The following is a 25,055-nucleotide window of genomic DNA, read 5'->3' as shown; positions in this document are numbered from 1 at the left end:
CCCTTCCAAAGTGCGCGCAGGCGCGCTTGAATGCGTCTGTTGCATCCCCAGTTTGCCTTTGCCTGCCGCCCTGGCGCCGCGCAGAGGCCCCTTTCGCTGCCTTATCCAGACCGGAGTGTACCCATGACTGCCCCCCAAGCTGCCCCCCAGTCCCTTCAGGCCCTGCACGAGCGCGACGTGGTGATCGTGTCGGCTGTTCGCACCCCCATCGGCGCCATTCGCGGCGCCCTGTCGTCCGTGCGCCCCGATGACCTGGCCGCCCTGGTGATCCGCGAGGCTGTGGCCCGCGCGGGCGTGCCCGCTGACCAGATTGAAGAGGTGATTTTCGGCTGCGCCAACCAGGCCGGCGAGGACAACCGCAACGTGGCCCGCATGGCCGCCCTGCTGGCGGGCCTGCCGGACACCGTGGCGGGCCTGACGGTCAACCGCCTGTGCGCCAGCGGCCTCTCGGCCGTGAACACGGCGGCGCGCGCCATCCGGGCTGGCGAGGGCGACGTGTACGTGGTGGGCGGCGTGGAGAGCATGACCCGCGCCCCGCTGGTGATGCCCAAGGGCCCGCAGGCCTTTGCCAACGGCAACGTGACCGCCTACGACACCACGCTGGGCTGGCGCTTCCCGAACCCCGCTCTGGAAGCCCTGTTTCCGCTAGAGGCTATGGGGGAGACGGCGGAAAACATCGCCGAGCGCAGCCGTGACGGCGCCTACGCGGGCGGCGAGATCACCCGCGAGGCGCAGGACGCTTTCGCCCTGAACAGCCAGCGCAAGGTGGTGGACGCCATCAACGCGGGCCACTTTAAAAGCCAGATCGTGCCCGTGGAGGTCAAGGGCCGCAAGGGCGTCACCGTCGTGGACACCGACGAGCACCCGCGCATGAAGAAAGAGGGCGACGCGTTCGCCCTGGCCACCGATGAAGCCACCCTGCAGGGCCTGAAACCGGCCTTTCGCAAGGGGGGCAGTGTGACGGCCGGCAACGCCAGCGGCCTGAACGACGGCGCGGCGGCCCTGGTGCTGATGTCGGCCGCCAAGGCGCGCGAACTGGGCCTGACCCCGCTGGCCCGCTGGGTGGGCGGCGCCTCGGCCGGTGTGGAAGCGCGCGTGATGGGTCTGGGCCCCATTCCCGCCACCCGCAAGGTGCTGGCGCGCACCGGCCTGAGCGTGGCCGACCTGGACCTGATCGAGCTGAACGAGGCCTTTGCCGTGCAGGCGCTGGCCTGTATCCGCGAACTGGACCTGCCCGAAGAGAAGGTGAACGTGAACGGCGGCGCCATCGCCCTGGGGCACCCGCTGGGCATGAGCGGCGCCCGCCTGATCGTGGCCCTGACCCACGAACTGGCCCGGCGTGAGGGGCGTTACGGCCTAGCCACCTTGTGCGTGGGCGTGGGCCAGGGCGAGGCCGCGATCATTGAACGGGTGGAGGCATGAAGACGGTCCCTGTGATTACCCCGCAGGAAGCCGCCGCTAAGGTGCGCAGTGGCCAGACCCTGCTGGTGGGCGGCTTCGGCATGACCGGCAACCCGGTCCACCTGGTGCACGCGCTGGCCGATACTGACGTGCAGGGCCTGACCTACGTGGCGAACAACGTCTCTGAACCGGGCCTGAGCGGTGGGCGCCTGCTGCGCAACCGCCAGATTGCCAGGGCGGTGGGCTCCTACTTCACCTCCAACCCCGAAGCAGTCAAGGCCAATCAGGAAGGCTGGCTGGAGGTGCAATTGCTGCCCCAGGGCACGCTGGCCGAGGCGCTGCGGGCCGGGGGCGCCGGGCTGGGCGGCTTTTACACCCCCACGGCCGCCGGCACCCTGATCGCCGGGGACGCCGACGTGCGGACCCTGAACGGCCAAGAGATGATCTTTGTGCCCGCCCTGCGCGGCGACGTGGCTTTTGTGCGCGCGTGGCGGGCTGATACGGCAGGCAACCTGCAGTACCGCCTGACCGAGCAGAACTTTAACAAGGCGATGGCCACCGCCGCCGACCTCGTGATTGCCGAGGTCGAGGAAATCGTGCCCGTGGGGACCATTGCGCCCGAGCAGGTGCACACGCCGGGGCTGTACGTGGACTATCTGGTGCAGGCGCCGCTGCTGCCCGAACACCTGGGCTCCAGCGCCAGTGTGAAGGGCAGCGCCAAGAAGGTGGACGAGGCCCGCATGAACATGGCCCGCCGCGCCCTGCAGGAACTGAAGCGCGGCGACGTGGTGAACCTGGGCATCGGCATCCCCACGCTGGTGGCGGACCTGATCACCCCGGAACACGGCGTGAACCTGCACACCGAAAACGGCATGCTGGGCGTGGGCCCCGCCCCCGAGGACGGCGGCGCGCTGAACTACCCGGTGAATGCGGGCAAGATTCCGGTGACCGCCCTGCCCGGCGCCAGCTACTTTGACAGCGCCGACTCCTTTGCCATGATCCGGGGCAAGCATGTGGACGTGGCCGTGATGGGCGGCCTGCAGGTGGACGCTCACGGCAACCTGGCGAACTGGGCGGTGCCCGGTAAGCCGCTGCTGGGCGTGGGCGGGGCGATGGACCTCGCCAGCGGCGCCCAGCGCCTGATCATCACCATGAGCCACACGGACCCCGACGGCACGCCCAAGATCGTCCCCGAGTGCACCCTGCCCCTGACTGCACGCGGCGCGGTGGACATGGTGATCACCGACAAGGCGGTCTTTGAATTCCGGGGTGGTGTCCTGACCCTCACCGAACTGATGCCCGGCGCCACCCTGGACGAGGTGCGGGCCGGCACCGGCGCGACCTTCGTGGAGGCGCTGCAGGGAGAAACAGCGCCCGCTTAAACCAAGTGCTGACAGAGACCGGGGCGTGTGGTGCCCCGGTCCTGTGCTGTTGGATATGGCTTGGCCTCGCAGAGTCGGCTTTTACCCGTGCGGCCAACTTCAGGAGCAAGCCCCGTCAGCAGGTTCTGGCCGAGCAGGACAACGTCTCGAAGCATGAGCGGAGCGGCCAGATCAAGACAGGGCGCTGAGCAGAGCGGGTGGCTTACAGGTTGGCTGCCAACCCATTCCCTGATGCGAAAGGTCTTCCACCCAATGAGGCCGCGCAAGTTTCCCCCACGGCCCTAACCACAACGGAACACCGGCCCCCAGATCAGGAGGCCGGTTGCAGGAACACAGGATCAGTTCAGGGTGATCTTGGTGGCGTTCAGGGTGTTGGTGCTCTCGTCAATCTCGCCTTCAACAGCCACATTGGCGTCGGCGCGGTCGCTGCCGAAGAATTCCTCGGCGGTGGTGGCGCCACCTTCGTAAACGGTTTCGGGCGAAACCTTCACGGCGTAGTTGGCGTCGTTCTCGTTCAGGGTAAAGCTCTGGGCGGTGCCATCAAAGTCGGTCACGGTGCCTTCCAGGCCGTCGCCCACCGCCATATCCACCTCTTCGCTGGTGTTGGCGTCGTCGTTGTTGGTCATGGTGCTGTCGGCGCCGGGGTCGGCCGCATCGTCAGCGGCGTCGGTGGTCGCCGTATCCGTGGTGGCGGTGTCCGTGCTGGTATCAGTGGTGGTTTCTGTGGTGGTCGTTTCGGTGGTCGTGGTCGTGCCTTCTTCCTTGGGCGCGCAGGACGCGAGCAGAGCAGCGGTGATCAGAACCAGCAAGGTGGGTTTCATGCCAGACATCTTCCCGGCTCATTTGGGGGACGGCATGAGGAAAAACGCAGTAAACCTTTACCTCCTTCCCGCCCACTTCATAGCGATCCCCACAGTCATTTGCGGATTCGCCCGGTAAAGACCAGGGCGAGCTGGTAAAAGCGGCCGGCCTCCTAATGAGGCCAGCCAGCGTTTTATCGCCCAGAAACGACAGGCATTCCTTCGGCGCGCACTCTGAAGCAGCGGGTACAGGTCAAGACCTGGCCCACCTCAGGCTCCCTTCTGGTTTGCACAGCACTTCTCAGACCTTTTCTTAGGACACAACCAATTGCCCGCCTTGCACATCGGCTGTGGCGGCGCCGCCACCCTTCAGGTGGCCGAACAGCAAGGCGTCGGCCAGGGGCTGCTTCAGGTGGGTGTCAATCACACGGGCCAGGGGCCGGGCCCCCAGTGCCGGGTCGTAGCCCAGGGCGGCCAACCGGGCGCGGGCCGCTGGGGTGACCGTCAGCGTAACGCCCCGTTCCTGCAGTTGCGCCTGCAGTTCGCGCAGGAACTTGTCCACCACGTGATCCATGACGGCCGGAGACAGCGGCGCAAAGTGCAGCGTGGCGTCCAGCCGGTTGCGGAATTCGGGGGTAAAGGTGCGCTTCACGGCCTCGGCTTCCTCGCCGCTGCGGCCTGCGCGGGAAAAGCCCAGGGCCGGGCGCGCGGCGTCGGCGGCGCCTGCGTTGGTGGTAAAAATCAGGATCAAGCCCCGGCCATCCACCTTCTTGCCGGTGTGGTCCGTCAGGGTGCCGTGGTCCATCAGCTGCAGGAAGAGGTTGTAAACGTCGGGGTGTGCCTTCTCGATCTCGTCAAGCAGCACCACCGCGTGCGGGTGCTTGGCCACGGCGTCGGTGAGCAGTCCGCCCTGGTCAAAGCCCACGTAGCCGGGCGGGGCGCCGATCAGGCGGGCCACCGTGTGCGCTTCCTGGTACTCGCTCATGTCAAAGCGCGCCAGATGAATGCCGAGGCGCTCGGCCAGCGCGCGGGCCAGTTCGGTCTTGCCCACCCCCGTGGGCCCGGCAAACAGGAACATGCCCTGGGGTTTGTCAGAGGCGCGCAGCCCGGCGCGCGCCAGCTTCACGGCACTCGCCACCGCCGCCACCGCCGCGTCCTGGCCGTACACCCGCGCCTTCAGGTCCGCTTCCAGGGTGGCCAGTGAGGTGACTTCCTCGGCCTTGACCGCGCCCAGCGGCACCCGGGCCATGCGGGCCACCGTCGCCTCGATGTCGGGCACGTCCAGGCGCCCCCCCTGGCCGCTGCTGGACCGGGCCGCGCCCGCCTCATCCAGCACGTCAATGGCCTTGTCGGGCAGGAAGCGGTCGCGCAGGTGCCGCACCGACAGGCGCACGGCCGCCTCCAGCGCCGCCGGGGTGTAGGTCACGCCGTGGTGCGCCGCGTAGCGGCCAGACAGGCCCTGCACGATGGCCAGGGCGTCCTCCTCGGTGGGTTCGGGCACCTCTACGGTCTGAAAGCGGCGCCACAGCGCGCGGTCTTTTTCCAGGTGGCGCACCTCGGCGGGGGTGGTGGCCCCCAGCACCCGCAGCCGCCCCCGGGCCAGCGCCGGTTTGAGGAGGTTGGCGGCGTCCACGCTGCCGCCCTCGGTGGCGCCGGCGCCCACCAGGGTGTGCAGTTCGTCAATGAACAGCACGGCGTTCTGGCCGTCCAGCGCGGCCAGCACCCCCTTGAGCCGCTGCTCGAAATCGCCCCGGTAGCGCGTGCCCGCCAGCAGCGCGCCCAGGTCCAGGGCGTACACGGCCGCGCCGCGCAGAAAGCCTGGGGCCTGTCCGCCCGCCACCCGCTGCGCCAGCCCCTCGGCCAGGGCAGTTTTGCCCACGCCGGGTTCGCCCACCAGTACGGGGTTGTTCTTGGTGCGCCGCGCCAGGATGTGCACCATGCGCTCCAGTTCGGCCGCGCGGCCAATCACCGGGTCAAAGGCGCCCGCGCGCGCCTGGGCAGTCAGGTCGCTGGCGTAGGCAGCCAGCGGGTCGGGCTCGGCGTCCGGGGCGGGGGCCGCGTCCCCGGGGCCATCCACGCCCGCCACGCGGCGTTCGCGCTCGCGGCCGGGCACCTTGGCCACCCCGTGCGACAGGTAGTTCAGCACGTCCAGCCGCGTGATCCCCTGCGCTTCCAGGGCGGCGCGCGCGGCGCTGTCGTCCTCTTCCAGCAGTTCGGCCAGCACCCGGGCGCCGTCGGCCTGCTCGCGGCCCTTGCCGCTGGCATGCAGCTGCAGCACCGCGCCTTCCACCACCCGGTGCACGCCCAGGGTGAAATCGGGCTCGGCGTCTGGCAGTGTCTCCAGCTCGGCCAGGGCGCCGTGCAGGGCGTCGCGCAGGCGCGGCACATCCACGCCCAGGGCCAGCAGGGCGTCTCTGGCTTCGGGGTCGTGGGTCAGGGCCAGCAGCAGGTGTTCCTGGGTGACGTATTCGTGCCCCGCTTCACGCGCGTAGTCGGCGGCGCGGGCAATCGTGACTTGCAGGTGGTCTCCAATCATGTGCGCCTCCGGGCGTGCTCTGGGTGCTTCATTCCGGCTCCGCCACCACCCGCAGCGGGTGGCCTTCCTGCCGGGCGTGGGCCATGACCTGCGCCACCTTGGTCTCGGCCACATCGCGCGGGTACACGCCGGCCACCCCCTGACCCTTGCGGTGCACCGCCAGCATGATCAGTTCGGCGTCCTGCTCGCCCTTGCGAAAGTAGCGCCGCAGCACCATCACCACGAAGTCCATGGGCGTGTAGTCGTCGTTCAGCAGCAGCACCCGAAACAGCCGGGGCTTCTCGGTGTGCGTGCGCTCCAGTGTCTGGGTCTGGCCCTGCTCCTCCCGGCGCGTCATGGGGCGAGTGTAGCGGCCCGTGCCCGGGGCAGGCAGGAACACGCCTTACGGTGTGGGCGCGCCAGGGCAAGCAAAGCGCCCCTCCGTTGCAGGAGGGGCGGGGAGAGAGGCGTGAAGAATCAGGCTTTGCCGTTGCTGCCGGGCTTGGGCCCCGTGCCCGTAGTGCCCTGCTGGCCCTGGTTCGCCTGGGGCTGGGCGCCCTGGGTGCCTGCCGCGCCGGGGGTGCTGCCCTGGGCCGGGGTGCTGGCCGGCTGGCCAGCGGGTTTCTGGGCGTTCTGACCCTGGGTGCTCTGGCCCGCACCCTGCGCGGCTGTCTGGGCTGCGGTCTGCGCGGCGGTCTTGGCCCCCTCGGCGGCCTGCTGCGCGCCCGCTTTCAGATCGCTGGCCGCCTGCGCGGCGCCCGCCTTGGCGTCGGCTTTCAGGTCCTGGGCCTTGTCGCTGGCGGTCTGGGCCACGCCCTGGGCGGCGGCCCCGGCCTGCGTGGCGGCGCCCCCCACGGCCGTCTTCACGTCGCTGGCCACGTCCTTGGCCTTTTCGGCGGCGGCCTGTACCCCGCCCGAGGCGGCGGCATCCTTGACCTCGCCGGCTTTCTCGGCCAGCACGGCGCCCGCGTCCTTGGCGGCTTCCTTGGTCTTTTCCCAGCCCTTGGTTACGCTCTGGCCCACGTCGTGCGCGGCGTCTTTGAGGCCCAGTTCGGCCAGCTTGGCGTCCAGGGCGCGGCGGTTTTGCTCGCGGCTGAAGTAGTAGGCACCGGCGCCCACCAGGGCACCCAGCAGCAGCAGACGTTTCAGAGGAAAGTGATGCTCTTTCATGAGAAAGAGCCTACGCCCCCCTCATCTGTGCGAGATGAGCCGCGATTTACAGGCGGTTCACGCCGGAGCCGCTGTAGGGACCTGGGGCCGGGCTCAGCCCACCGGCAGGCCCAGGCGGCGGGCCAGGTCCTCGCTCAGAATCCAGTCCTCGGGTTCATCCAGACCCTGCACCTGCACCAGCACACAGCCGCGTTCCAGGTAAAAGGCCACGATCTTGGCCCAGGCCTCGTCCTCAGACCCCGCTTCTTCTTCAATGTCCTCCAGGGTGCCCCACAGGTCGCCGTCCACCTCGGCGCTGCGCAGGGCTTCGGCGTGGCCGCTGAGCACCCAGGCGTCCACCACCTCATCCGGGGCGTAGGGCTGGCCCGGCTGGCGCAGGTCCAGGCGGTCGCCTCGCTCGTATAGGCCCGCCAGAAAGGCGTCCCAGGCGTCGGGGCTCAGGGTAATGGGGGCGCGGGCACTCACGCTGGTCAGTGTACGCCGCCTTTGCCGGGGGCGGCCCAGGGCGCGCCGGCGCGGCCCTTTGTGAACAAAACCGCCAAAAACCCCATAAGAAACGGTGCAGGCGCCCCCACAGGCGGCCGGTAGACTGCGGTATGACCGCACAGCTTGCCCTTCTTGCCACGCTGCGGCGCTTTCTGCTGCTGATCCTGTTGTTGCCCCCACTGCTGGGGTTGGCCCACGCACAGTCTGGCGGCGGGTTCGGGGGGCGCAGCTCCGGCAGTTCGGGCGGCGGGTACGGCGGTGGCGGCGGCTACAGCAGTCCCTCGCGCGGTGGGGGGTATGGGGGCGGGTACAGCGGTGGCTACGGTGGCGGGTATGGCGGCGGTTACGGGGGCGGCTACAGCGGGCCCATCATCATTGGCGGCGGCGGCTACGGCGGCGGCTTTGGGTATGGCGGGGGCGGCGGCTTTGGCTTGATCGGCCTGCTGATTCTGGGCGGCGTGGTGTTCATGGTGGTGGGCGCCATGCGCCGGGGGCTGGGGGGCGGCGGCGCACGCGGCCTGGGCGCGGTGAGCGGCACCGCGCAGGCCGTGAGCGTGCAGTTGCTGCTGGCCGAGGGCGACGAGGTCAAGCGTGCCCTGGGCCGCGTGGCCCAGACCGGCGACCCCGACACCAACGAGGGCCTGACCCGCATGCTGCAGGAGGCCGCGCTGGTGCTGCTGCGCCACCCCGAACGCTGGGTGTACGGCCACGTGCAGCGCGCCCAGGGCTCGGCGGCCACGGCCGACAGTCAGGTGGGCGCCTGGGCCACCCAGGCCCGCGCTGCCTTTACCGAGCAGACCACCAGTAATTATCAGAACAACGACCCCCGCAGCGGGTACCAGGGGCGCAGCGACTACACCTTTCAGCACGAGGCAGGCGACCAGTACCTCGCCGTGACCATTGCCGTAGCGGCCCACGCCCTGGCGGCCCTGCCCCCGGCGGGTGTGACCACCGCCCAGGAGGCCCGCGCCGCCCTGAGCGCGATCAGCAGCGTGACCCCTGGCGACCTGATCCGCGCCGAGGTGATCTGGAGCCCCGACGCTCCCGGCGAATTCCTCAGCGAGGACGAGGCCATTCAGAAATACCCTGATCTGACGCGGTTGTAAGGAGGGGAGACAGAGGCTGGGCGAGCGGGAGGACCGGTCGCCCAGCCTTTTGCTGTGCTGGAACAGGAGAGAGGCTTTTCAGCGATGCCCCTTGGCCCGGTAGCGCACAAGACCCAGACCCCTTTCTCTTGCCAAACAGTCCACTCTAGGCCCCCAACCTCCCACCGCTGTACGCCGTCCTACAAAGCGCCCCGCTGTCCCCACACACTGAACTGCAGGCCAATGTTTGCCCGGCCAACTTGGGTATAACCGGCGTATGGACGACCAGACCCCCCAGAACCAGCCCAGCCAGACTGGGCCCAGCTCCGAAGCCACGCGCGACCTCTCAGGCACGGGGGCCCAGGGCGCCGGCCACCCCGCCGACCCCCGTCACAGCGACGGCGAGACGGCCCAGACGCTCACCACGCGCCAGGGCCACCCGGTCACCGACAACCGGAACCTGCGCACCGTGGGGCCGCGCGGGCCGGTCACGCTGGAGAATTACCACTTTCTGGAGAAGATCAGCCACTTTGACCGCGAGCGGGTGCCCGAGCGCGTGGTGCATGCCCGGGGGGCCGGTGCCCACGGCGTGTTCGAGGCCTACGGTACCGTGGGGGGCGAGCCCATCAGCAAGTACACCCGCGCCAAGCTGTTTCAGGAAAAGGGTAAACAGACCCCGGTCTTTGTACGCTTTTCCAGCGTGATCCACGGCGGCCACTCGCCCGAGACCCTGCGCGACCCCCGGGGCTTTGCGGTGAAGTTCTACACCGAGGACGGCAACTGGGACCTGGTGGGCAACAACCTCAAGGTGTTCTTTATCCGCGACGCCATGAAGTTCCCCGATCTGGTGCACGCCTTCAAGCCCGACCCGGTGACGAACCGGCAAGACGGGCAGCGCATCTTCGACTTCATCAGCCAGACGCCCGAAGCGATGCACATGATCACCTTCCTGTTCTCGCCCTGGGGCATTCCGGCGAACTACCGCCAGATGCAGGGCTCAGGGGTGAACACCTACAAGTGGGTGAACGCGGCCGGCGAGGGCGTGCTGGTCAAGTACCACTGGGAGCCGCTGCAGGGCATTCGCAACCTCACCCAGGCTGAGGCCGAGGCGGTGCAGGGCAAGAACTTCAACCACGCCACCCAGGACCTGTACGACCACATTGCCGCCGGGCAATTTCCCCAGTGGGAACTGTGCGTGCAGATCATGAGTGACGGCGAGCACCCCGAACTGGATTTTGACCCCCTGGACGACACCAAGCTCTGGCCCGAGGACCAGTTCCCCTTCCTGCCCGTGGGCAAGATGACCCTGAACCGCAACCCCGAAAACTACTTTGCCGAGGTGGAGCAGGCCGCCTTCGGCACGGGCGTGCTGGTGGACGGCCTGGATTTCAGCGATGACAAGATGCTGCAGGGCCGCACCTTTGCCTATTCGGACACCCAGCGCTACCGCGTGGGCACCAACTACCTGCAACTGCCCATCAACGCGCCCAAGAAGCATGTGGCAACCAACCAGCGCGACGGCCAGATGGCCTACCGCGTGGACACCGCGCCCGGCCAGAACCCGCATGTGAACTACGAGCCCTCCATGCTGAACGGCCTGCGTGAGGCCCCGCGTGCCGGGCAGCCGCACGCGCCGTATGTGGAAGGCCATGTGACCGGACAGCCACTGGACCGCACCAACGATTTTGGGCAGGCAGGCGAGCGCTACCGCGCTTTCGAGCCCTGGGAGCGCGACGAGCTGATCCGTAACCTCGTGGATACCCTGGCGCCGGTGGACGCGCGTATTCAGCGGCGCATGGTTGAATTGTTCACCCAATGCGACGCCGACTATGGCCGCCGCGTGGCCGAGGGACTGGCCCAGGCGCAGCCCCAGGACAAGCAGGCGCAGGCCGTGCAGGACGCCGAGCAGCAGAGCGAGCCCGCCCAGCCGTACTGAAGACAAGGCGTGCCGAAGAAGCCCCGCCCGCAGATGCCTCCTGGCCTGCGGGCGGGGCTTTTTTGGTCTGGACTTCTCTGGCCCCAGCCGCCCACCCCGGCTCTGCGAGGCCCCGCACGGTTGCCCAGGCTATGGCTGCCTATCCTGGCCCCTGATGGCCCGCCGCCGCGCCGATTCCGCCTGGCCCCCGCCGCCCCGCGCGCCGCAGCGCTGCGCCCTGTGCGAACGCGAGGTCCCGCAGCTGACCGAGCACCACCTGTTGCCCCGCTCGCAGGGTCGCCGACAGGGCCTGAAGGCGACGGAACTGCCCACCGCCCTGCTGTGTGCGCCCTGCCACAAGTTCCTGCACCGCACCTTCACCAACGCCGAACTGGCCCGCGACTACGCCGATCTGGACGCCCTGCGCGCCCACGAGGATGTGGCCCGCTTCGTGGCCTGGATTCGCAAGCAGCCCGCCACCAAAGCGGTGCGGGTGAGGTAAGAGGCCAAGAGCTATGGGCCATGAGCCATGGGGACAACCCCCCAAAGCTCATGGCCCATAGCTCATAGCCTTATTTCAGCGTGCCCACATATGCCGATACCGCCGCCAGATCGGCGTCCGTCATGGGCTTCAGGGCAATGCGCATGGCGTCGGGATAGGCGATGCCCACCGGGGGCATGGCGCGGTAGGTCTTCAGGGCCGCCAGGGTGGCCGCTTCGCCGAGCCCCACGATGCTGGGAATGCCCAAGGCCTCGGCGCCCTGGCCGTCCTCGCCGTGGCACACCGCGCAGGCCAGGATGTTGCGGGCCGGGGCGCCCTCCAGGTACAGCGCCTTGCCCAGCGCCAGCGGGGTCGCTGGGGCAGCCGGCGTGGTTGTGGTGGGCGGAGGCGTGGGTGTGCTCGGGGCGGGTGTGCTGGGCGTGGGCGCGGCCGGCTGGCCCCCCGCCTGCGCAAAGTGCGCCGCCAGATCCACGATGTCCTGGTCGGACAGGCGCGCGGCCACCCCCTGCATCACGGGGTGCTGCCGGGCCCCGCTGCGGTAGGCCACCAGCGCCGCCTGGGTCTGCGCGGCGGGGCGGCCGGTCAGGTCCGGGGCGCGGCCACCCGCGCGGTGGCACCCGGTGCACGAGCCGGCCAGGGTGGCGCCCCGGGCAGCACTGGCGGGCCCCGCCTGCAGCGGACTGGCTGGGGTCGCCGTCTGGGCCCGCACAGGCTGGGTCAGCACGGCCGAGGCCAGCAAAAGGGCGGGAAGACCAGCGGCGAACAGGCGAACCGACGGGGAAACCATGCCCATAACCAACCTCCGAAAAAGGCGCTGCAGATGAGGGGTGTTGCCGGCGAGGGGGGGGCGCGTACGGGGAGAGGGTCCTAGTGTACGGCCTGCGCCCCGGCCAGGGCCGGCGCCGCCCCGGTGGGCAGCCAGCGGCGCAGCAACGTGGGCACCACCCAGGCGGCAGTGGCCACCAGCAGGGCGTAGCGCAGCGCGCGCCCCAGCGGCAGGTCCTTGATGCTCTCGGGCAGGGCGCCCAGGCCGAAGTACACGGCGAACACCAGCACCAGGCCCACCACCGCCACGATCAGGCGCCCGGCCACGTCGCGCGGGGGGGTGAAGGTGGGGCGCACCGCCCAGAAGCCCGCCAGCAGGCCCAGCCCGGCGCCCACCTCGCGGGGGGTACCGGCTGGCAGCAGGGCAGCGGCCAGCAGCACCAGCGCCGGGGGCAGCCAGCGGCCCAGCGCGAGGTCTGGAAAGTGGCCGCGTGCCCCCAGCGCCGCAAAACAGGCGCCCAGCAGCAGCCCCACGATGGTGTCGCTGGGGTAGTGCACGTTCAGGGCCAGGCGCGAGAAGCTGATCAGGGCCACCAGCGCGGCGGCCACGTACCAGAACCAGGGACGCCCGATCTGCGCCGCCATCCCCAGGTACAGCGTGGCGCTCATCTGCGCGTGCCCGCTGGGCAGGCCCGGTCCTCCCGCCGTGGCCTTGGCGGCTTCGGAGGCCACCGTGGGATCACTGGCAAAGGGGCGCGGCAGGTCCAGGCCGTACTTCAGCGCCGTGTTGGTCAGGTAGCTCAGGGCAAAGGCGATACCCAGGTCCCGCCCCCCGGACGGCCGCACCAGCCAGGTGTACAGGGCCAGCGCCACGATAAAGACCTCGTCACGACCCAGGTTCGTGACCATCAACCAAAAACTGTCCATGAACTTACATTGTGCCTGATTCCAGCGGCGGGGCAAGGGGGCTGGGCTGGACGGCGGCGGGCCGGGAGCCCACCCGGCCCCCCCAGTGCCGCCGGGCCGTGGGCGGCGCCGCTTCAGGGCAGGGCGCGGTAAACTGCGGGGTATGACCCTTTCCCAGCCTGACGTGCTCCGGGCCGTTCAGCACAATTCTCCCAACGCGCTGGAACTGCGCGGCATCACCAAGCGCTTTCCGCTGGTGCTGGCCAACGACAACATCTCCATGACCGTGCAGTGGGGCAGCGTGCACGCCCTGTGCGGCGAGAACGGCGCCGGCAAATCCACCCTGATGAAGATCGTGTACGGTATTCAGCCCCCCACCAGCGGCCAGATTGTGGTGGACGGCGAGGCCGTGGACCTGAAAAACCCCAGCGAGGCCATCAAGCGCGGCATCGGCATGGTGTTTCAGCACTTCATGCTGGTCGAGACGCTCTCGGTCACCGAGAACGTGATCCTGGGCGCCGAGCCCACCAGCGGCGGCGCCATTGACTACCCGGCCGCCCGGCGGCGCGTGGCCGAGCTGATCAAGCAGTTTGGCTTTGACCTGAACCCCGACGCCATCGTGGGCGAGCTGCCCGTGGGCCAGCAGCAGAAGGTCGAGATCCTTAAAACCCTGTACCGGGGCGCGCGCATCCTGATTCTGGACGAGCCCACCGCCGTGCTGACCCCCAGCGAAACCGACGAACTGTTCGCCTTTCTGAAAAACCAGTACGCCGCCAGCGGCAACGCGGTGATTTTCATCAGCCACAAGCTGCACGAGGTGCTGCACATCAGCGACACCATCAGCGTGATCCGCGACGGCAAGATGATCGGCACCATTCCGGCCCAGGGCGCCACCACCGAACTGCTGGCCCGCATGATGGTGGGCCGCGACGTGTCGCTGAAGGTGCAGAAGCAGGCCGCCCAGCCCGGCGCTGTGGCGCTGGACGTGCAGAACGTGGTCGTGAAGGGCGAGCACCACAACGCGGTGGACGGCGTGAGCTTCCAGGTGCGCGCGGGCGAGGTCGTGGGCATTGCCGGCGTGGAAGGCAACGGCCAGAGCGAACTGATTGAGGCGATCACTGGCCTGAAGCCCTACGAGGGCCAGATCTCTTATCTGGGTCGGTCGGCCCGGGGTGTGCGTGAAGTGGAGGCCTCGGGCCTGTCGCACGTCCCCGAAGACCGCAACGAGCGCGGGCTGGTGCTGGAGATGACCACCGCCGAGAACTTCATCCTGGGCGAGCATGACCGCCCGCCCTTTGCGGGCCGCTTCGGGTTCCTGCGCCGCGACGTAATCGAGGAGAACGCCAAGAAGCTGAGCGAGCAGTACGACGTGCGCCCGCGCAGCGCCTCACTGCCCGCCGGTCGGTACTCCGGGGGCAACGCGCAGAAGATCATCGTGGCGCGCGAGATGCGCAAGGGCCCCAAGATTCTGGTGGCCAGCCAGCCCACGCGCGGCGTGGACATTGGCGCTATTGAGTTCATTCACGCCCGCATCGTGGAAGCCCGTGACCAGGGGCTGGCCGTGCTGCTGGTCAGCGCTGACCTGGGCGAGGTGATGAACCTTGCCGACCGCATTCTGGTGATGTTTGAGGGCAAGATTGTGGGTGAGGTGGACGCGGCCAATGCCACGGAGACGCAGCTGGGGTTGCTGATGACGGGGAGTGGAGAGGATACGACGACGACCAAAGCGGGCTGGTAAGGCCGCACTGGGTTGGGGCGCTCCTGCCGGGTGGTGGGGGCGCTTTTGGTTGTGGGTGTTTGGGGAGGGAGGGCGATGACGTTTTCTAGCTTTGCCCCACCCCCCCAGCCCCCCTACCCCGGAGGGGCAGGGGGGAGCGGCGCTGCGCTAGGCGAGAGTTTTTACTGAAGTTGGCGGCTTCGCTCCGTTCGTTGACGTGTCCGGCTTCGACGCCATCCTCTGTCCCACCGCAATGGCCCGCGCCCTTCGGGCACGACGGCCTCGTCTGGACCTGGGCGGTAGAGGGGCAAAAAGGCTTGGTGGGGCCCAGAGAGTTCTACTTTTGAAAAACATAACGGCCAATTGCCGAAGCTGGTTTTCAAAGTAGAACCTCGTGTCTTAAGCGTTCCTGCCCTTCACCCCTGCGGGGTGAGCAACGGAAGCCGTCGTGCGCGCAGCGCGCGGGCGTGAGGCGATGAGAAGAGGATGGCGACGGCGTACAACGCGGGGCGAAGCCGAGCCACCCCAAATCGTTCGTCAACGTTTGCCAGCGCAGCGCCGCTCCCCCCTGCCCCTCCGGGGTAGGGGGGCTGGGGGGGTGGGGCAAAGCTAGAAAACGACCTCGCCCTACTCCCCCTTCTTCCCCTTCAACTGAATCCCCGCACTCGCCGCAATCACACACCCCATCGCCACCCACTGCACCCCCGTCAACCGCTCATGCAAAAACAGCAGCCCACTCAGCGCCGCCAGCGCCGGCTCCAGGCTCATCATCACCCCGAACACCCGCGCCGGAATCGCCCGCAGCGCGCGCATTTCCAGCGTGTACGGCAGCGCGCTCGACAGCGCCGCCACCGCAAGCCCCGAGAGCAACACGGCGGGCGACAGCAGGGCCGGGCCCGCCTGCACCGCGCCAAAAGGCAGGGTGACCAGGGCGGCCACCACCATGCCCGCCACCACGCCCGTGCTGCCCGGCACCCGGCGCCCCACCGCCCCGCCCGCCAGGATGTAGGCGGCCCACAGCGCCCCGGCCGTCAGCGCCAGCACGATGCCCAGGGGTGAAACCTGGTGCGCGCCCTGACCGCCAATGGGGGCAATCAGGGCAATGCCCACACCTGCCAGGGCCACCCAGCCCACATCGGCGGCGCGGCGCGACAGGGCCAGGGCCAGCAGCAGCGGCCCCAGGAATTCCAGCGTGACCGCCAGTCCCAGCGGCAAAAAGCGCAGCGACTCGTAAAAGGCCAGGTTCATCAGGCCCAGGGCGGCGCCGTAGGGGGCAATGGCGGCCCAGTCGGCCCGGGTCAGGCGGCGCAGGTTGGGGCGGAACACAGCCAGCAGCAGGGCTGCCGCCAGGGTCACGCGCAGGGTGGTGGTGCCGGCCGCGCCCAGGGTGGGAAACAAGGTCTTGGCAAAGGCGGCGCCGCCCTGAATGCTCAGCATGGCGAGCAGCAGGGCCGGAATGGGCGGCAGGCTGAAGCGCCCCGGCACCGTGGCGGCCGCGCCGGGCGGTGCCGGGTCAGTCGGCACTCAGGGCCACCGGGGGGTCGGTTTCGCTGGGTTCGGGCAGGGCGCGGCGCACCTCGCGCATGGCAGAGTGAATGACCCCCAGCGCGATGCTCATGGTGAGCATGCTGGAAAAGCCGTAACTCACGAGGGGCAGCGGCACGCCAGTTACAGGGAAGATGCCGGCCGCCACACACAGGTTCACGAAGGCCTGCCCCACGATCATGAACATGGCGCCAATGGCCAGCACGCTGGCGCCGTGGATTTCCGGGGTCATGGGCCGTACCCGGCTGGCAAGGTGCGCCACGTCCAGCGCGGTGGCCACGATCAGCCAGTAGGCAAACAGCAGCATGGCCACGCCCAGCAGCCCCGAACTGAAACCTATCGAGGCCACGATCATGTCGGTGTGCTCGCCGAAGTACTCGTAGCGGGGGCCATCCGGGCCCTGGCCGATGACGCCGCCCATACGCAGGTCGCGGTGGGCCAGCCCAATCTGGTCCAGGCCCTGCTTGGCCACGTCCTCTCGGCTCTGGAAACCGGTCAGGCGCTCCATGATGTAGGGGTTGCGCTCCACGTAGATGCCCGCCACCGGAATGGCCAGCAGCCCCAGAGCCAGCATGAAGCCGCTGATGTTGCTGATCCGCACGCCCGCCGCGTACATCAGGATGATGCCCAGCGAGAACATCAGCACGCTGCTGCCCAGGTCCGGCTCCCAGAACACCAGCCCCGTGGTCAGCACGATCATGCCCGTGGCGCTGATCAGCTTGTTCTGCACGCCCCGGCGCGCGAAAAAGGACGCCAGCATCATCACCAGCCCCAGCTTGGCCATCTCGGAAGGCTGAAAGCGGATCACGCCGAAGTCCAGCCAGCGCCGGGTGCCGGAACTCTCGGCGGTGCCCACCCCGATAAAGTGCACCAACACCAGCAGCACCAGGGTCGCGCCCCACACCCAGGGGCCCAGTTGCAAAAACGCCCGGGGCCGCAGGCGCGCGGCCAGCAGCGTCAGCCCCAGCGCCAGCAGTGCCTTGGGGCCGTGGTCAAAGATCTTGGCCGGGTCCACCGCCGCCACGCCGATCAGGCCCATGCTGATCAGCAGCACCTGGGCAATCAGCAGCTGCACGCTCACGCCTGGGCCTCCGCACGGGCCTGGGCCAGCGCCTGGGCAGCCCGGCGGAAACTCTCGCCCCGGGCCTTGTAGTCGCGGAACTGGTCAAAACTGGTGCCCACCGGGGCCAGCAGCACGGTGCCGCCCCCCGGCAGGGCGTCCAGGCCGGCCTGCACGGCGGCGCGCATGATGGCCTCGCCGTCCTCGCCGCCCACCACACGGTAGGGCAGTCCCAGGGCGCGCGCCATGGTCTCGCCGTCCTCGCCAAAGGCGATCACCTGGGTCACCCGGCCCTGGGCGGCCTCGCGCAGGGGGGCCAGTTCGGCGCCCTTATCCCGGCCGCCCACCAGCCACGCCACCGGGGGCCGGGCGCGGTCCAGGGCCGCCTGCACCGCCAGCGTGCGGGTGGCAATGGAATCTTCGATAAAGGTCACGTCTCCCACCTGCGCCACCGTTTCAAAGCGGCCCGCCACCGGCTGGGCATGGCGCAGGGCGTCCCCCAGGACCGCTGGATCGGCGGCGCGCCCCAGGCGCGCCAGCAGCGCCTCGGTGGCCAGCAGGGCGGCGGCGGCATTGGCGGGGTGAACCCCGGCAGGCAGGTCGGCCGGGTCCAGCACGGGCTGGCCACCCGCCAGCACCAGCCGCGCAGGCTCAAAGGCGCGCACCTGCGCCCGGGTGGGCACGGTCAGCCCGGCAGGCAGCACCAGCACGTCGCCCGCTTCCTGCCCGGCCGTGATGTTGCGCTTGGCGCCGTGGTAGGCCTCCAGGGTGCCGTGGCGGTCCAAGTGGTCCACGCCCAGGTTGGTGATCACTGCCACCGGCAGGCGCAGGCCCGGCACGCGCTCCAGCTGAAAGCTGGAGAGTTCCACCACCGCCACCTCGGCGCTATCCACCACGTCCAGCAGCGGGGGGTCAATGTTGCCGCCCTCCAGCGCCCGCAGCCCCGAGGCGCGCAGCAACTGTGCCACCAGCACCGTGGTGCTGCCCTTGCCGGCGGTGCCGGTAATGCCCACCATCGGCAGCTCTGGGCGGGCGCGGGCCGCCAGCACCACCTCGCCAATCACCTCGGCGCCGGCCGCACGCAGCCGGGTCAGGTCCGGGTGGTCAATGGGCACGCCGGGCGCGGCCACCACCGTGCGGTAGGGGCGCGACGCGTCCCCCGGTGCCCAGTCCAGTTCCGCCATCAGCGCCAGATCCTCGGCCGCTGGGCGCGCGTCGATCCACTCGGCCTTTCTGCCCTCGCGGGCCAGAAAGCGCGCCGCCCCCCGGCCACTGCGCCCCAGTCCGTATACCAGCACCCCGTCGTTCACGCCCCCACCATAGAGCAGGGGCGGGGCGCGGCGCTTGAGAAGCGCGCCCACATGGGCAAGAATCGGCAGGACACCCCTCAGCCGCCCCCCCACTCACCGGAGGTTTCGATGCTGCGCCGCGCCGCCCTGCTGACCCTGGCCCTGCCCCTGACCACCGCCGCCCTAGCCGGGGGTGCCGACCCCCTGCGCGTGGGCCCGGTCCTGACCCCGCCGCCCCTGAGCGCCCCGGTGCGCGAGGTGGCGCTGGCTGCCGCCCCCGACGGCACCCTGCACCTGGGCGCGGTGGTGGACAGCGGCCGTTTTTCTTCCGGGCGCGGCACCTTTACTGGGCGCGTGGTGCGGGTGTGGCGCAGCCAGGGCGGCGCGTGGCAGCCCCTGGGCGACGTGCTGAACTACCGCCAGCCCCGCCCGGCTTCCAACCTGAACCTCGTGCTGGACGAGCAGGGCCGCCCCGCCGCCGTATGGAATGAAAACTACGGCGACAACGACATCGTGGAGCTGCGGGCGTGGCGTGAAGGTCAGGGCTGGACCGACTGGGCCGGGCGCTACCTGGGCGACGACCTGCCTTACGCGGCGCGCACCCGCGCCGTGGCGGCGTGGCAGGGTGAAATTGTGCTGGCCTGGGGTGAATACCTGCGCAAGCCCGACGGCAGCCAGTTGACGGTACGGCGCTGGGACCCGGTCCAGAAAAGCTGGGTGCGGGGGCCAGCGTTCAACGACATCCGCGCGTTTTCCCGGACCCCGGCCCTGGCCCTGACGCGCGGCGGGCAGCCGGTCGTGGCGTGGCTGCAGGGCGAGGTCACCGAAAGCCGCGTGCTGGCCGCGCGCTGGGATGGCGCACGCTGGCAGCCCCTGGGCGGCGCCCTGAACGCCCAGCCCGCCTACGTGGCCTCTACCCGCATGGTGCTGGACGGCCAGGACCGGCCCACGGTGGCGTGGCTGCAGCAGGTGCAGGGCCAGGACACCCTGCTGGCCACGCGCTGGGACGGCGCGCGCTGGGTACCCATGGGCGGGGCGCTCAGTCGCCTGTACGCTTCGGCGCCCGCACTGGCCACCGATCCGGCGGGGCACGCGGTGCTGGCCTGGGTGGAAGAGCGCATCAGCGACGGGCTGGGGCAGATTCACGCGGCGCGCTGGAATGGGCAGGCGTGGGTGGCGTGGCCGGTGCTGAACCGGAGCCTGAAGCGGGACGCGCGGTCGCCAGCGGTGGCGGTGGACCGGCAGGGGCGGGTGACGGTGGCCTGGCGGGAGGATGTGGGGGGGCGGTATACGGTGCAGGTGCAGCGGTTGCGGTAGGGGGGGCGGGTTTTCTTTGCTGTGGCTGGCCCCACCCCCCAGCCCCCTACCCCAGAGGGGCAGGGGGAGCAGCGCTGCGCTGGCAAACGTTGACTGACGGTGCAGGGCGGCCCGACTTCGCCCCGCTGTGTACGCCGTCGCCTTTCTCCGCCCATCGCCCCACGCCCGCGCCCTTCGGGCACGACGGCTTCGTCTGGACCCGGGCGGTATGGGGGCAGGAAGGCTTGGTGTGCCCCAGAAGGTTCTACTTTTCAAAAGACAAAAGATGGGGCGATGTTTTGACCCTCTCCCAACGGGAGAGGGCCTTGCGCAGCAAGGGGTGAGGGGCCTCTCGCTCAGACGTTAGCGACTTCAGGTTCTGCTGGTGGCTCAGCCAGGACGGCAGGCACCGTCACGCTCAACCCCGCTTCCTCCTGCGCCCAGGCCATAAACGCGTTCAGGCCACGGCGGAACATCACCGGGCGCTTTTCGCGCTTGCCCAGCTTGCGGGGTTTGCCGGTCTTGGGGTTCACCTCGGCGGGCAATTCGGGCACCAGGGCCCAGTTCACGTTCATGGGCTGGAAGCCCTTGGGGTTCGCGCTGGCGAGGTAGCGGGTCAGGCCGCCCAGCATGGATTCGGCCGGGGGGGTCAGGGGCGGCAGGCCCAGGGCCAACCGGGCCGCGTTCGTGCCCGCCAGCCAGCCGGTGGCCGCACTTTCCAGATAGCCCTCGGTGCCCGCCAGCACGCCCGCCACGAACTTCTGTCTGTCGGCCCGCAGCGCCAGGCTGGATTCCAGGACGGTCGGCGCGTTCAGGTACGTGTTGCGGTGCATCACGCCATAGCGCACGATCTCGGCATTTTCCAGGCCCGGAATGAGCTGCACCACCGCCTTCTGGTCGCCCCACTTCAGGCCCGTCTGAAAGCCCACCAGGGACCACATGCGGCCCTCGCGGTCTTCCTGGCGCAGCTGGGCCACGGCGTAGGGCCAGCGTCCAGTGCGGGGGTTGTCCAGGCCCTTGGGGCTCATGGGGCCAAAGCGCGGCGTGTCCACGCCCCGGCGCGCAATTTCTTCAATGGGCATGCAGCCCTCGAAAAATTCCAGCTTCTCCCAGTCGTGGGGCGTGTGGGCGCGGGCCTGCTCCAGCGCCCCGAAAAACGCCAGATACTCCTCCTTGGTAAAGGGGCAGTTGATGTAATCGGCGCTCTGGTCGTAGCGGCCCGCGCGCCACGCCACGTCCATGTTGATGCTCTCGAAGGCGATCACCGGGGCAGCGGCGTCATAGAAGCTGAGGCGCTCGCTGCCGGTCAGCTGGGCGAGGTCGGCGGCCAGCGCGTCCGAGGTCAGGGGCCCGGAGGCGATCACGGCGATGCCCTGGGGTACAGCGGTGACTTCCTCGCCCAGCACCTCAATCAGCGGGTGTTCGCGCACCGCCTGGGTCACGCGGGCGCTGAATTCATCGCGCTCCACGGCCAGCGCGTTGCCAGCCGGCAACTTGGAGGCGTCGGCGGCCCCCACAATCGCGCCGCCCACGCTGCGCAGTTCGGCCTGCAGCAGGCCCTTGCTCTGCAGTTCGCCCTCGCCACCCAGCGAGTTGCTGCACACCAGTTCGGCGAAATTGCCGCTGCGGTGCGCGGGGGTCATCTTGACCGGGCGCATTTCATACAGGCGCACCCGCACGCCCAGCCGCGCGGCGGCCAGCGCCGCCTCCGAGCCCGCCAGGCCTGCGCCCACCACCGTGATCATCCGCTCACTCATCAAGCAGCGAGTGTAGGGGAAAGGAGGGCGGGGATTTGTGGGGTGGGGAAGAAGAGGGAAGATGGGAGGGCCATGCGGCACACCTTCGATTTGGTCGGAGAGCCGCCGCCGCTCAACGGGGCGGTGGTTCAGGCGTTGATGGCCGAAGAGTTCCGCTCTACAGATTCGGTCTGTTCGCCCCATATCGTGTGGCTGCGCCTGGAAGGCCAGTGGTGGCGCATCTTCGCTGATGGCCCATGCTGGACTGGCCGTCATCAGAGACAGCGTCCCTGGCCTGGCAAGTGCCTGAAGAGGGTCTGTTTGCGCCCCTGCGCGATCTGGGAGAAGAAACGGGGCTCCGGGGGCAAACACTGGCGGGCTGGTTGTATGGCGTCAGGCAGACCACACCCAGCCTCTCACTGCAGTTTCAGGACGGACAGCAGATCAGCTTCTTCGGGAGTGATCACTCATGGCGCGAGTTTGAAGTTGTGCAGTGGACGTTTGACCCGGGCCGGCGCCGAATCCTCTGATTACCGCTCCGGCGTGCCGCCCAGGGCCGCCTTTACGCGCGACAGGCCCTCGTAGGCCAGGATGCGCGCGGCCCACAGGCGGTCAGCCGGCATGGGCAGCGTTTCGTCAAAGCGGACCTCGGGGGCGGGCACGCTGAGCACGTTCACGCCCTGGGCCCGGAACAGCGCGGCGGCGCGGCGCGAGTGGCTGGGGCTGGTCACCAGCAGCACCCGGGTCCAGCCGCGCGCCCGGGCGAGGTCGCGCACGCGGGCTGCCTCGTCGCGGGTGGTGGTCACGTTGGTCAGGGTGAGCACCTCCGGGCCCGGCGAAGGCACCAGCGCGCGGAGGTGCGCCTGGGCCAGCGTGCTGATTTTCGGACACCCCCGGGGCCCGAGCAGCGCGGACTGTTCGGACACCGTGACCAATGGGGCGTAGCCTGCCCGCCACAGTTCCAGTCCCCGCACCAGGCGGCTGAGGCTGCTGGGCTCCAGGGTACGGGTGCCGCACTGCACCCCGCCCCCCAGCACCACGATGGCGTCGGCTGGCTGGGGCGGCTGGGCCAGGGTCAGGGTGGCCAGCGGCGCGCGCAGCACCGGGGTCAGCAGGCACAGCCACAGGCCCAGGGCCAGCGCGCCCGCACCCAGGCGCAGCGCCCGCCACGCAGGGGGCCACGCCCCGGCCAGGGCCCCGGCCAGCACCAGGGCCAGGAGCAGGCCAACGGGCGCGCGCACGTCGCCAAAAAAGGCCGCCAGAATTCCCAGCGCTGCCCCCAGCGCGCCGCCACCTGCCATGTCCTGCCACCGGAACCTCATCTGGGGGCAAGTCTACCGGGGGGCGGCGCCTATACTCGCCCCTGATGCTGCGCCGAATTCTGCTGCCTGTGCTGCTGCTGGCTGGTGTGCTGGCCGCTGCCCTGCTCCTGGCCCCGCGCCTCTTGCCCCCGGGCGAGCAGAGCCCAGATGTCCGCTTTGTGCGCGAGATGACCCAGCACCACACCCAGGCGGTGGACATGGCCATTCGCATCCGTGAGCGCAGCCGCGACGAGGACCTGCGCACCATTGCCCTGGACATGCTGCTTTCGCAGCAGGAGCAGATTGGGCAGATGCGCGGCTGGCTGACCCTCTGGGGCCGGCCCTGGGGCGGCGAGGGCATGAGCGCCGAACACGCGCGCATGATGGGCATGGCCACCCCCGCCGAGGTGGCGCGCATCAGCACCCTGCCGCCCCGGCAGAGCGAGGTGCAGTTTCTGCAATTGATGACCCGGCACCACCAGGGGGCGCTGGCGATGGTCACGCCGGTGCTGGGGGCCCGCGTGCGCCCGGAAGTGCGGGCCCTGGCCACCCAGATTCAAAATGCCCAGGCCGCCGAGATCCGCCTGATGACCACGCTGCTGAAAGAACGGGGCGCCCAGCCGCTGCCGGCTCCAGATGCACCAGGTGCCGGCGGGCACGAGCACTGACAGCGGTCTTCCGTTCCGTCTAGGGGAGGAACGCACCCCCCTCAACGCCACTTCAACCGCTGTCTGTCGCGGGTACTCGCTCCACATGACCTGAAGGTGAACCCTTCAGGTCATGTGGTTCCCGCTATGAGTGCAGCGCGGGGCGTGGCCAGGGGCCTGTCGCGTGGGTGGTCCTACCAGTTGTCCTCGTCCCAGTCGTCGCGCTTATTCTCCCGCCGTTCGCGGCGACGCTCCTCCTTGCCGCCCTTGCGCTTGGGGCGGGGGGGCAGGGAGAGCACATAAGGCCGCTCAGGCTGGCAGGGGGCCGGAACCTCGCCCAGCGTCTCGCCGGGGTCGGCGGTGCGGAGATTGCCCGCCACATGCAGGTGCCGCTCGCCGCAGTAGGGGCAGCTGTCCACCACCCAGAACATCACCCGGGTGCCCGGCATGTCGCGCAGGGTCACGAACGCGGGCTGTGGGGAACGCCGATCCTTCTTGGCCACGGGGGCAGCTTACGGCCCCGCCGGGCGCGCATCTGTGGGCAAGCCCGGGTTTGGGCGGGGGCGCACCCAACGCGCTTCCCAGTTCCCGCCCAGCCCCTCTTACACGTCCTCGTCGCCCTCTTTCATGTAGGTCACCACGCTGCGGCAATGGGTCAGGCCCGCGCGGGCGTACAGGGCGCGGGCAGGCTTCATGTGGTCGTGGGCGCGCACGCGCAGGGTGCGCAGTTCCGGGCGCGTGTCGGCCTCGGCGGCGGCCAGGGCCAACAGGGTCAGGCCGTAGCCCTGGCCGCGCTCGGCGGGGTGAACGGCCACGTAGGTCACGTCGGCGCGGGCGTCCTCGGCGTTGAATTCCAGTTCGGCAAAGCCCACGGCCTGCTCGCCGCGCAGCAGGGCCACCAGCCGCACATCGGGGCGCGCGAAATGCTCATCCACCTGTTCCGGGGTCCAGTTCAGGCGCTCGGCCCAGGTGTCCTCGCTGGCGCGGAACAGCTCGCGGTAAGTGGCCAGCGGCAGGTGGTGCACAATGCGGTGCCCGGCCGGCGCGCAGGCGTGCGGGGTCAGGCGCGACAGCGGCGCGCTGTAAAAGTCGGTGGTGTGCATGGGGGCAAAGCCGGCGGCCTCCAGGGCCTCCCGCACCGGGAGGTTGTCGCGCGCGGCAAAGGCGTAGACCGGCAGGCCATCGGCCCGCTCCAGGGCGTGGCGCAGCAGCGGGCCCAGCTGCGCGCCGTCGCTGATGGGCCCTTCCATCACCAGCCCGTCCCGGAAGGGCGACAGGGCGCAGTAGGCCAGCACGCCTTCCTCGCCCGCGTCCACCAGACAGGTACAGTCCTCGCACTCCACTTTCAGTTCGCCTTCGCTGCGCGCTTCGGGCGAGAAGACCTCGCGCTCGGGGGCGTCGTCCATCCAGTTGAGCAGCGCGAGGACATCGGGCACATCTGTGGCCAGCATGGGGCGGATCATGGCAGGAACCTCCGAGGAAAAAAGGCAAAAGGGGAGGGGCAGGACCAGCACACTGTCGAACCAGACACAATCAG

At 69.6% G+C, this 25,055-nt stretch carries 23 protein-coding genes; 9 read left to right on the top strand and 14 right to left on the bottom strand.

Annotated features, from left to right (window positions below; all coding sequences use genetic code 11):
* The first annotated feature begins 123 nt into the window (after nucleotides 1–123).
* Both KMW22_RS05285 and KMW22_RS05280 read left to right on the top strand, forming a co-directional pair.
* A complete protein-coding gene (locus KMW22_RS05285; RefSeq protein ID WP_221088995.1) occupies nucleotides 124–1,422 on the top strand; it encodes a thiolase family protein in 1,299 nt (432 codons plus the stop codon).
* Nucleotides 1,419–2,783: a 3-oxoacid CoA-transferase gene (locus tag KMW22_RS05280; protein WP_221088994.1), complete on the top strand. Its 1,365-nt coding sequence runs from the start codon at nucleotides 1,419–1,421 to the stop codon at nucleotides 2,781–2,783. Before KMW22_RS05285 ends, KMW22_RS05280 begins: the two co-directional genes overlap by 4 nt.
* 338 nt (nucleotides 2,784–3,121) lie before the next feature.
* On the opposite strand, the gene KMW22_RS05275 is transcribed toward KMW22_RS05280, so the two are convergent.
* The 5 genes from KMW22_RS05275 to KMW22_RS05255 form a co-directional block, all read right to left on the bottom strand.
* Entirely contained in the window at nucleotides 3,122–3,613 is a 492-nt protein-coding gene (locus KMW22_RS05275) for a hypothetical protein (protein WP_221088993.1), read from the bottom strand.
* A gap of 283 nt (nucleotides 3,614–3,896) precedes the next feature.
* A complete protein-coding gene (locus KMW22_RS05270) occupies nucleotides 3,897–6,119 on the bottom strand; it encodes an AAA family ATPase (RefSeq protein WP_221088992.1) in 2,223 nt (740 codons plus the stop codon).
* Between the two features lie 28 nt (nucleotides 6,120–6,147).
* Entirely contained in the window at nucleotides 6,148–6,456 is a 309-nt protein-coding gene (clpS, locus tag KMW22_RS05265; RefSeq protein WP_221088991.1) for an ATP-dependent Clp protease adapter ClpS, read from the bottom strand.
* Nucleotides 6,457–6,575: 119 nt separating this feature from the next.
* Nucleotides 6,576–7,268: a desiccation-associated late embryogenesis abundant protein gene (locus KMW22_RS05260; RefSeq protein WP_221088990.1), complete on the bottom strand. Its 693-nt coding sequence runs from the start codon at nucleotides 7,266–7,268 to the stop codon at nucleotides 6,576–6,578.
* Between the two features lie 93 nt (nucleotides 7,269–7,361).
* Entirely contained in the window at nucleotides 7,362–7,733 is a 372-nt protein-coding gene (locus tag KMW22_RS05255; RefSeq protein WP_221088989.1) for a hypothetical protein, read from the bottom strand.
* 131 nt (nucleotides 7,734–7,864) lie between these two features.
* Between KMW22_RS05255 and KMW22_RS05250 the strand changes: the two genes are divergently transcribed.
* The 3 genes from KMW22_RS05250 to KMW22_RS05240 all read left to right on the top strand — a co-directional run bounded on the left by KMW22_RS05250 (nucleotide 7,865) and on the right by KMW22_RS05240 (nucleotide 11,256).
* Nucleotides 7,865–8,860, top strand: coding sequence for a DUF1517 domain-containing protein (locus KMW22_RS05250; protein WP_221088988.1), 996 nt, complete (start codon nucleotides 7,865–7,867; stop codon nucleotides 8,858–8,860).
* A 256-nt stretch (nucleotides 8,861–9,116) separates the two neighbouring features.
* On the top strand, nucleotides 9,117–10,775 hold the full coding sequence (locus KMW22_RS05245) for a catalase (protein WP_221088987.1): 1,659 nt from the start codon (nucleotides 9,117–9,119) through the stop codon (nucleotides 10,773–10,775).
* A 154-nt stretch (nucleotides 10,776–10,929) separates the two neighbouring features.
* On the top strand, nucleotides 10,930–11,256 hold the full coding sequence (locus tag KMW22_RS05240) for an HNH endonuclease (protein WP_235692646.1): 327 nt from the start codon (nucleotides 10,930–10,932) through the stop codon (nucleotides 11,254–11,256).
* A 70-nt stretch (nucleotides 11,257–11,326) separates the two neighbouring features.
* Here KMW22_RS05240 and KMW22_RS05235 read toward each other — a convergent pair whose 3' ends face one another.
* Nucleotides 11,327–12,049: a c-type cytochrome gene (locus KMW22_RS05235; RefSeq protein WP_221088986.1), complete on the bottom strand. Its 723-nt coding sequence runs from the start codon at nucleotides 12,047–12,049 to the stop codon at nucleotides 11,327–11,329.
* Nucleotides 12,050–12,123: 74 nt separating this feature from the next.
* Nucleotides 12,124–12,948 carry a phosphatase PAP2 family protein gene (locus tag KMW22_RS05230; RefSeq protein ID WP_221088985.1) on the bottom strand — a complete coding sequence of 275 codons (825 nt, stop codon included), beginning with the start codon at nucleotides 12,946–12,948 and terminating at the stop codon, nucleotides 12,124–12,126.
* A gap of 142 nt (nucleotides 12,949–13,090) precedes the next feature.
* Between KMW22_RS05230 and KMW22_RS05225 the strand changes: the two genes are divergently transcribed.
* On the top strand, nucleotides 13,091–14,665 hold the full coding sequence (locus tag KMW22_RS05225) for an ABC transporter ATP-binding protein (RefSeq protein WP_221088984.1): 1,575 nt from the start codon (nucleotides 13,091–13,093) through the stop codon (nucleotides 14,663–14,665).
* 606 nt (nucleotides 14,666–15,271) lie between these two features.
* On the opposite strand, the gene KMW22_RS05220 is transcribed toward KMW22_RS05225, so the two are convergent.
* The 3 genes from KMW22_RS05220 to murD all read right to left on the bottom strand — a co-directional run bounded on the left by KMW22_RS05220 (nucleotide 15,272) and on the right by murD (nucleotide 18,547).
* Nucleotides 15,272–16,081: an EamA family transporter gene (locus KMW22_RS05220; RefSeq protein ID WP_221089238.1), complete on the bottom strand. Its 810-nt coding sequence runs from the start codon at nucleotides 16,079–16,081 to the stop codon at nucleotides 15,272–15,274.
* A 76-nt stretch (nucleotides 16,082–16,157) separates the two neighbouring features.
* Nucleotides 16,158–17,270, bottom strand: coding sequence for an FtsW/RodA/SpoVE family cell cycle protein (locus KMW22_RS05215; protein WP_221088983.1), 1,113 nt, complete (start codon nucleotides 17,268–17,270; stop codon nucleotides 16,158–16,160).
* Nucleotides 17,267–18,547, bottom strand: coding sequence for a UDP-N-acetylmuramoyl-L-alanine--D-glutamate ligase (gene murD, locus KMW22_RS05210; RefSeq protein ID WP_221089237.1), 1,281 nt, complete (start codon nucleotides 18,545–18,547; stop codon nucleotides 17,267–17,269). The genes KMW22_RS05215 and murD overlap by 4 nt, the downstream gene beginning before the upstream one ends.
* Nucleotides 18,548–18,667: 120 nt before the next feature.
* On the opposite strand from murD, the gene KMW22_RS05205 reads away from it, so the two are divergent.
* On the top strand, nucleotides 18,668–19,855 hold the full coding sequence (locus tag KMW22_RS05205; protein WP_235692644.1) for a hypothetical protein: 1,188 nt from the start codon (nucleotides 18,668–18,670) through the stop codon (nucleotides 19,853–19,855).
* A 335-nt stretch (nucleotides 19,856–20,190) separates the two neighbouring features.
* Here KMW22_RS05205 and trmFO read toward each other — a convergent pair whose 3' ends face one another.
* The gene (trmFO, locus tag KMW22_RS05200; protein ID WP_221088981.1) at nucleotides 20,191–21,591 is read right to left on the bottom strand and encodes a methylenetetrahydrofolate--tRNA-(uracil(54)-C(5))-methyltransferase (FADH(2)-oxidizing) TrmFO; all 1,401 of its coding nucleotides are present in this window, start codon (nucleotides 21,589–21,591) and stop codon (nucleotides 20,191–20,193) included.
* 236 nt (nucleotides 21,592–21,827) lie between these two features.
* On the opposite strand from trmFO, the gene KMW22_RS05195 reads away from it, so the two are divergent.
* On the top strand, nucleotides 21,828–22,100 hold the full coding sequence (locus KMW22_RS05195) for a hypothetical protein (RefSeq protein ID WP_221088980.1): 273 nt from the start codon (nucleotides 21,828–21,830) through the stop codon (nucleotides 22,098–22,100).
* Here KMW22_RS05195 and KMW22_RS05190 read toward each other — a convergent pair whose 3' ends face one another.
* Nucleotides 22,101–22,892 carry a YdcF family protein gene (locus tag KMW22_RS05190; protein ID WP_235692642.1) on the bottom strand — a complete coding sequence of 264 codons (792 nt, stop codon included), beginning with the start codon at nucleotides 22,890–22,892 and terminating at the stop codon, nucleotides 22,101–22,103.
* Nucleotides 22,893–22,936: 44 nt separating this feature from the next.
* Here KMW22_RS05190 and KMW22_RS05185 point away from each other — a divergent pair, with 44 nt between their 5' ends.
* Complete coding sequence (locus KMW22_RS05185) at nucleotides 22,937–23,539, top strand: DUF305 domain-containing protein (RefSeq protein WP_221088979.1); 603 nt, start codon at nucleotides 22,937–22,939, stop codon at nucleotides 23,537–23,539.
* Between the two features lie 173 nt (nucleotides 23,540–23,712).
* Here KMW22_RS05185 and KMW22_RS05180 read toward each other — a convergent pair whose 3' ends face one another.
* Together KMW22_RS05180 and KMW22_RS05175 are read right to left on the bottom strand one after the other, a co-directional pair.
* Nucleotides 23,713–24,021, bottom strand: a complete 309-nt coding sequence (locus KMW22_RS05180) for a hypothetical protein (RefSeq protein ID WP_221088978.1) — start codon at nucleotides 24,019–24,021, stop codon at nucleotides 23,713–23,715.
* A gap of 99 nt (nucleotides 24,022–24,120) precedes the next feature.
* A complete protein-coding gene (locus KMW22_RS05175; RefSeq protein WP_221088977.1) occupies nucleotides 24,121–24,981 on the bottom strand; it encodes a GNAT family N-acetyltransferase in 861 nt (286 codons plus the stop codon).
* Nucleotides 24,982–25,055 lie beyond the last annotated feature (74 nt).

It is taken from the genome of Deinococcus aquaedulcis (assembly GCF_019693445.1).
In the GTDB taxonomy this organism is placed as follows: domain Bacteria; phylum Deinococcota; class Deinococci; order Deinococcales; family Deinococcaceae; genus Deinococcus; species Deinococcus aquaedulcis.
The sequence above is the reverse complement of the archived record's forward strand: the minus strand, read 5'-3'. Positions and strand labels throughout refer to the sequence as shown.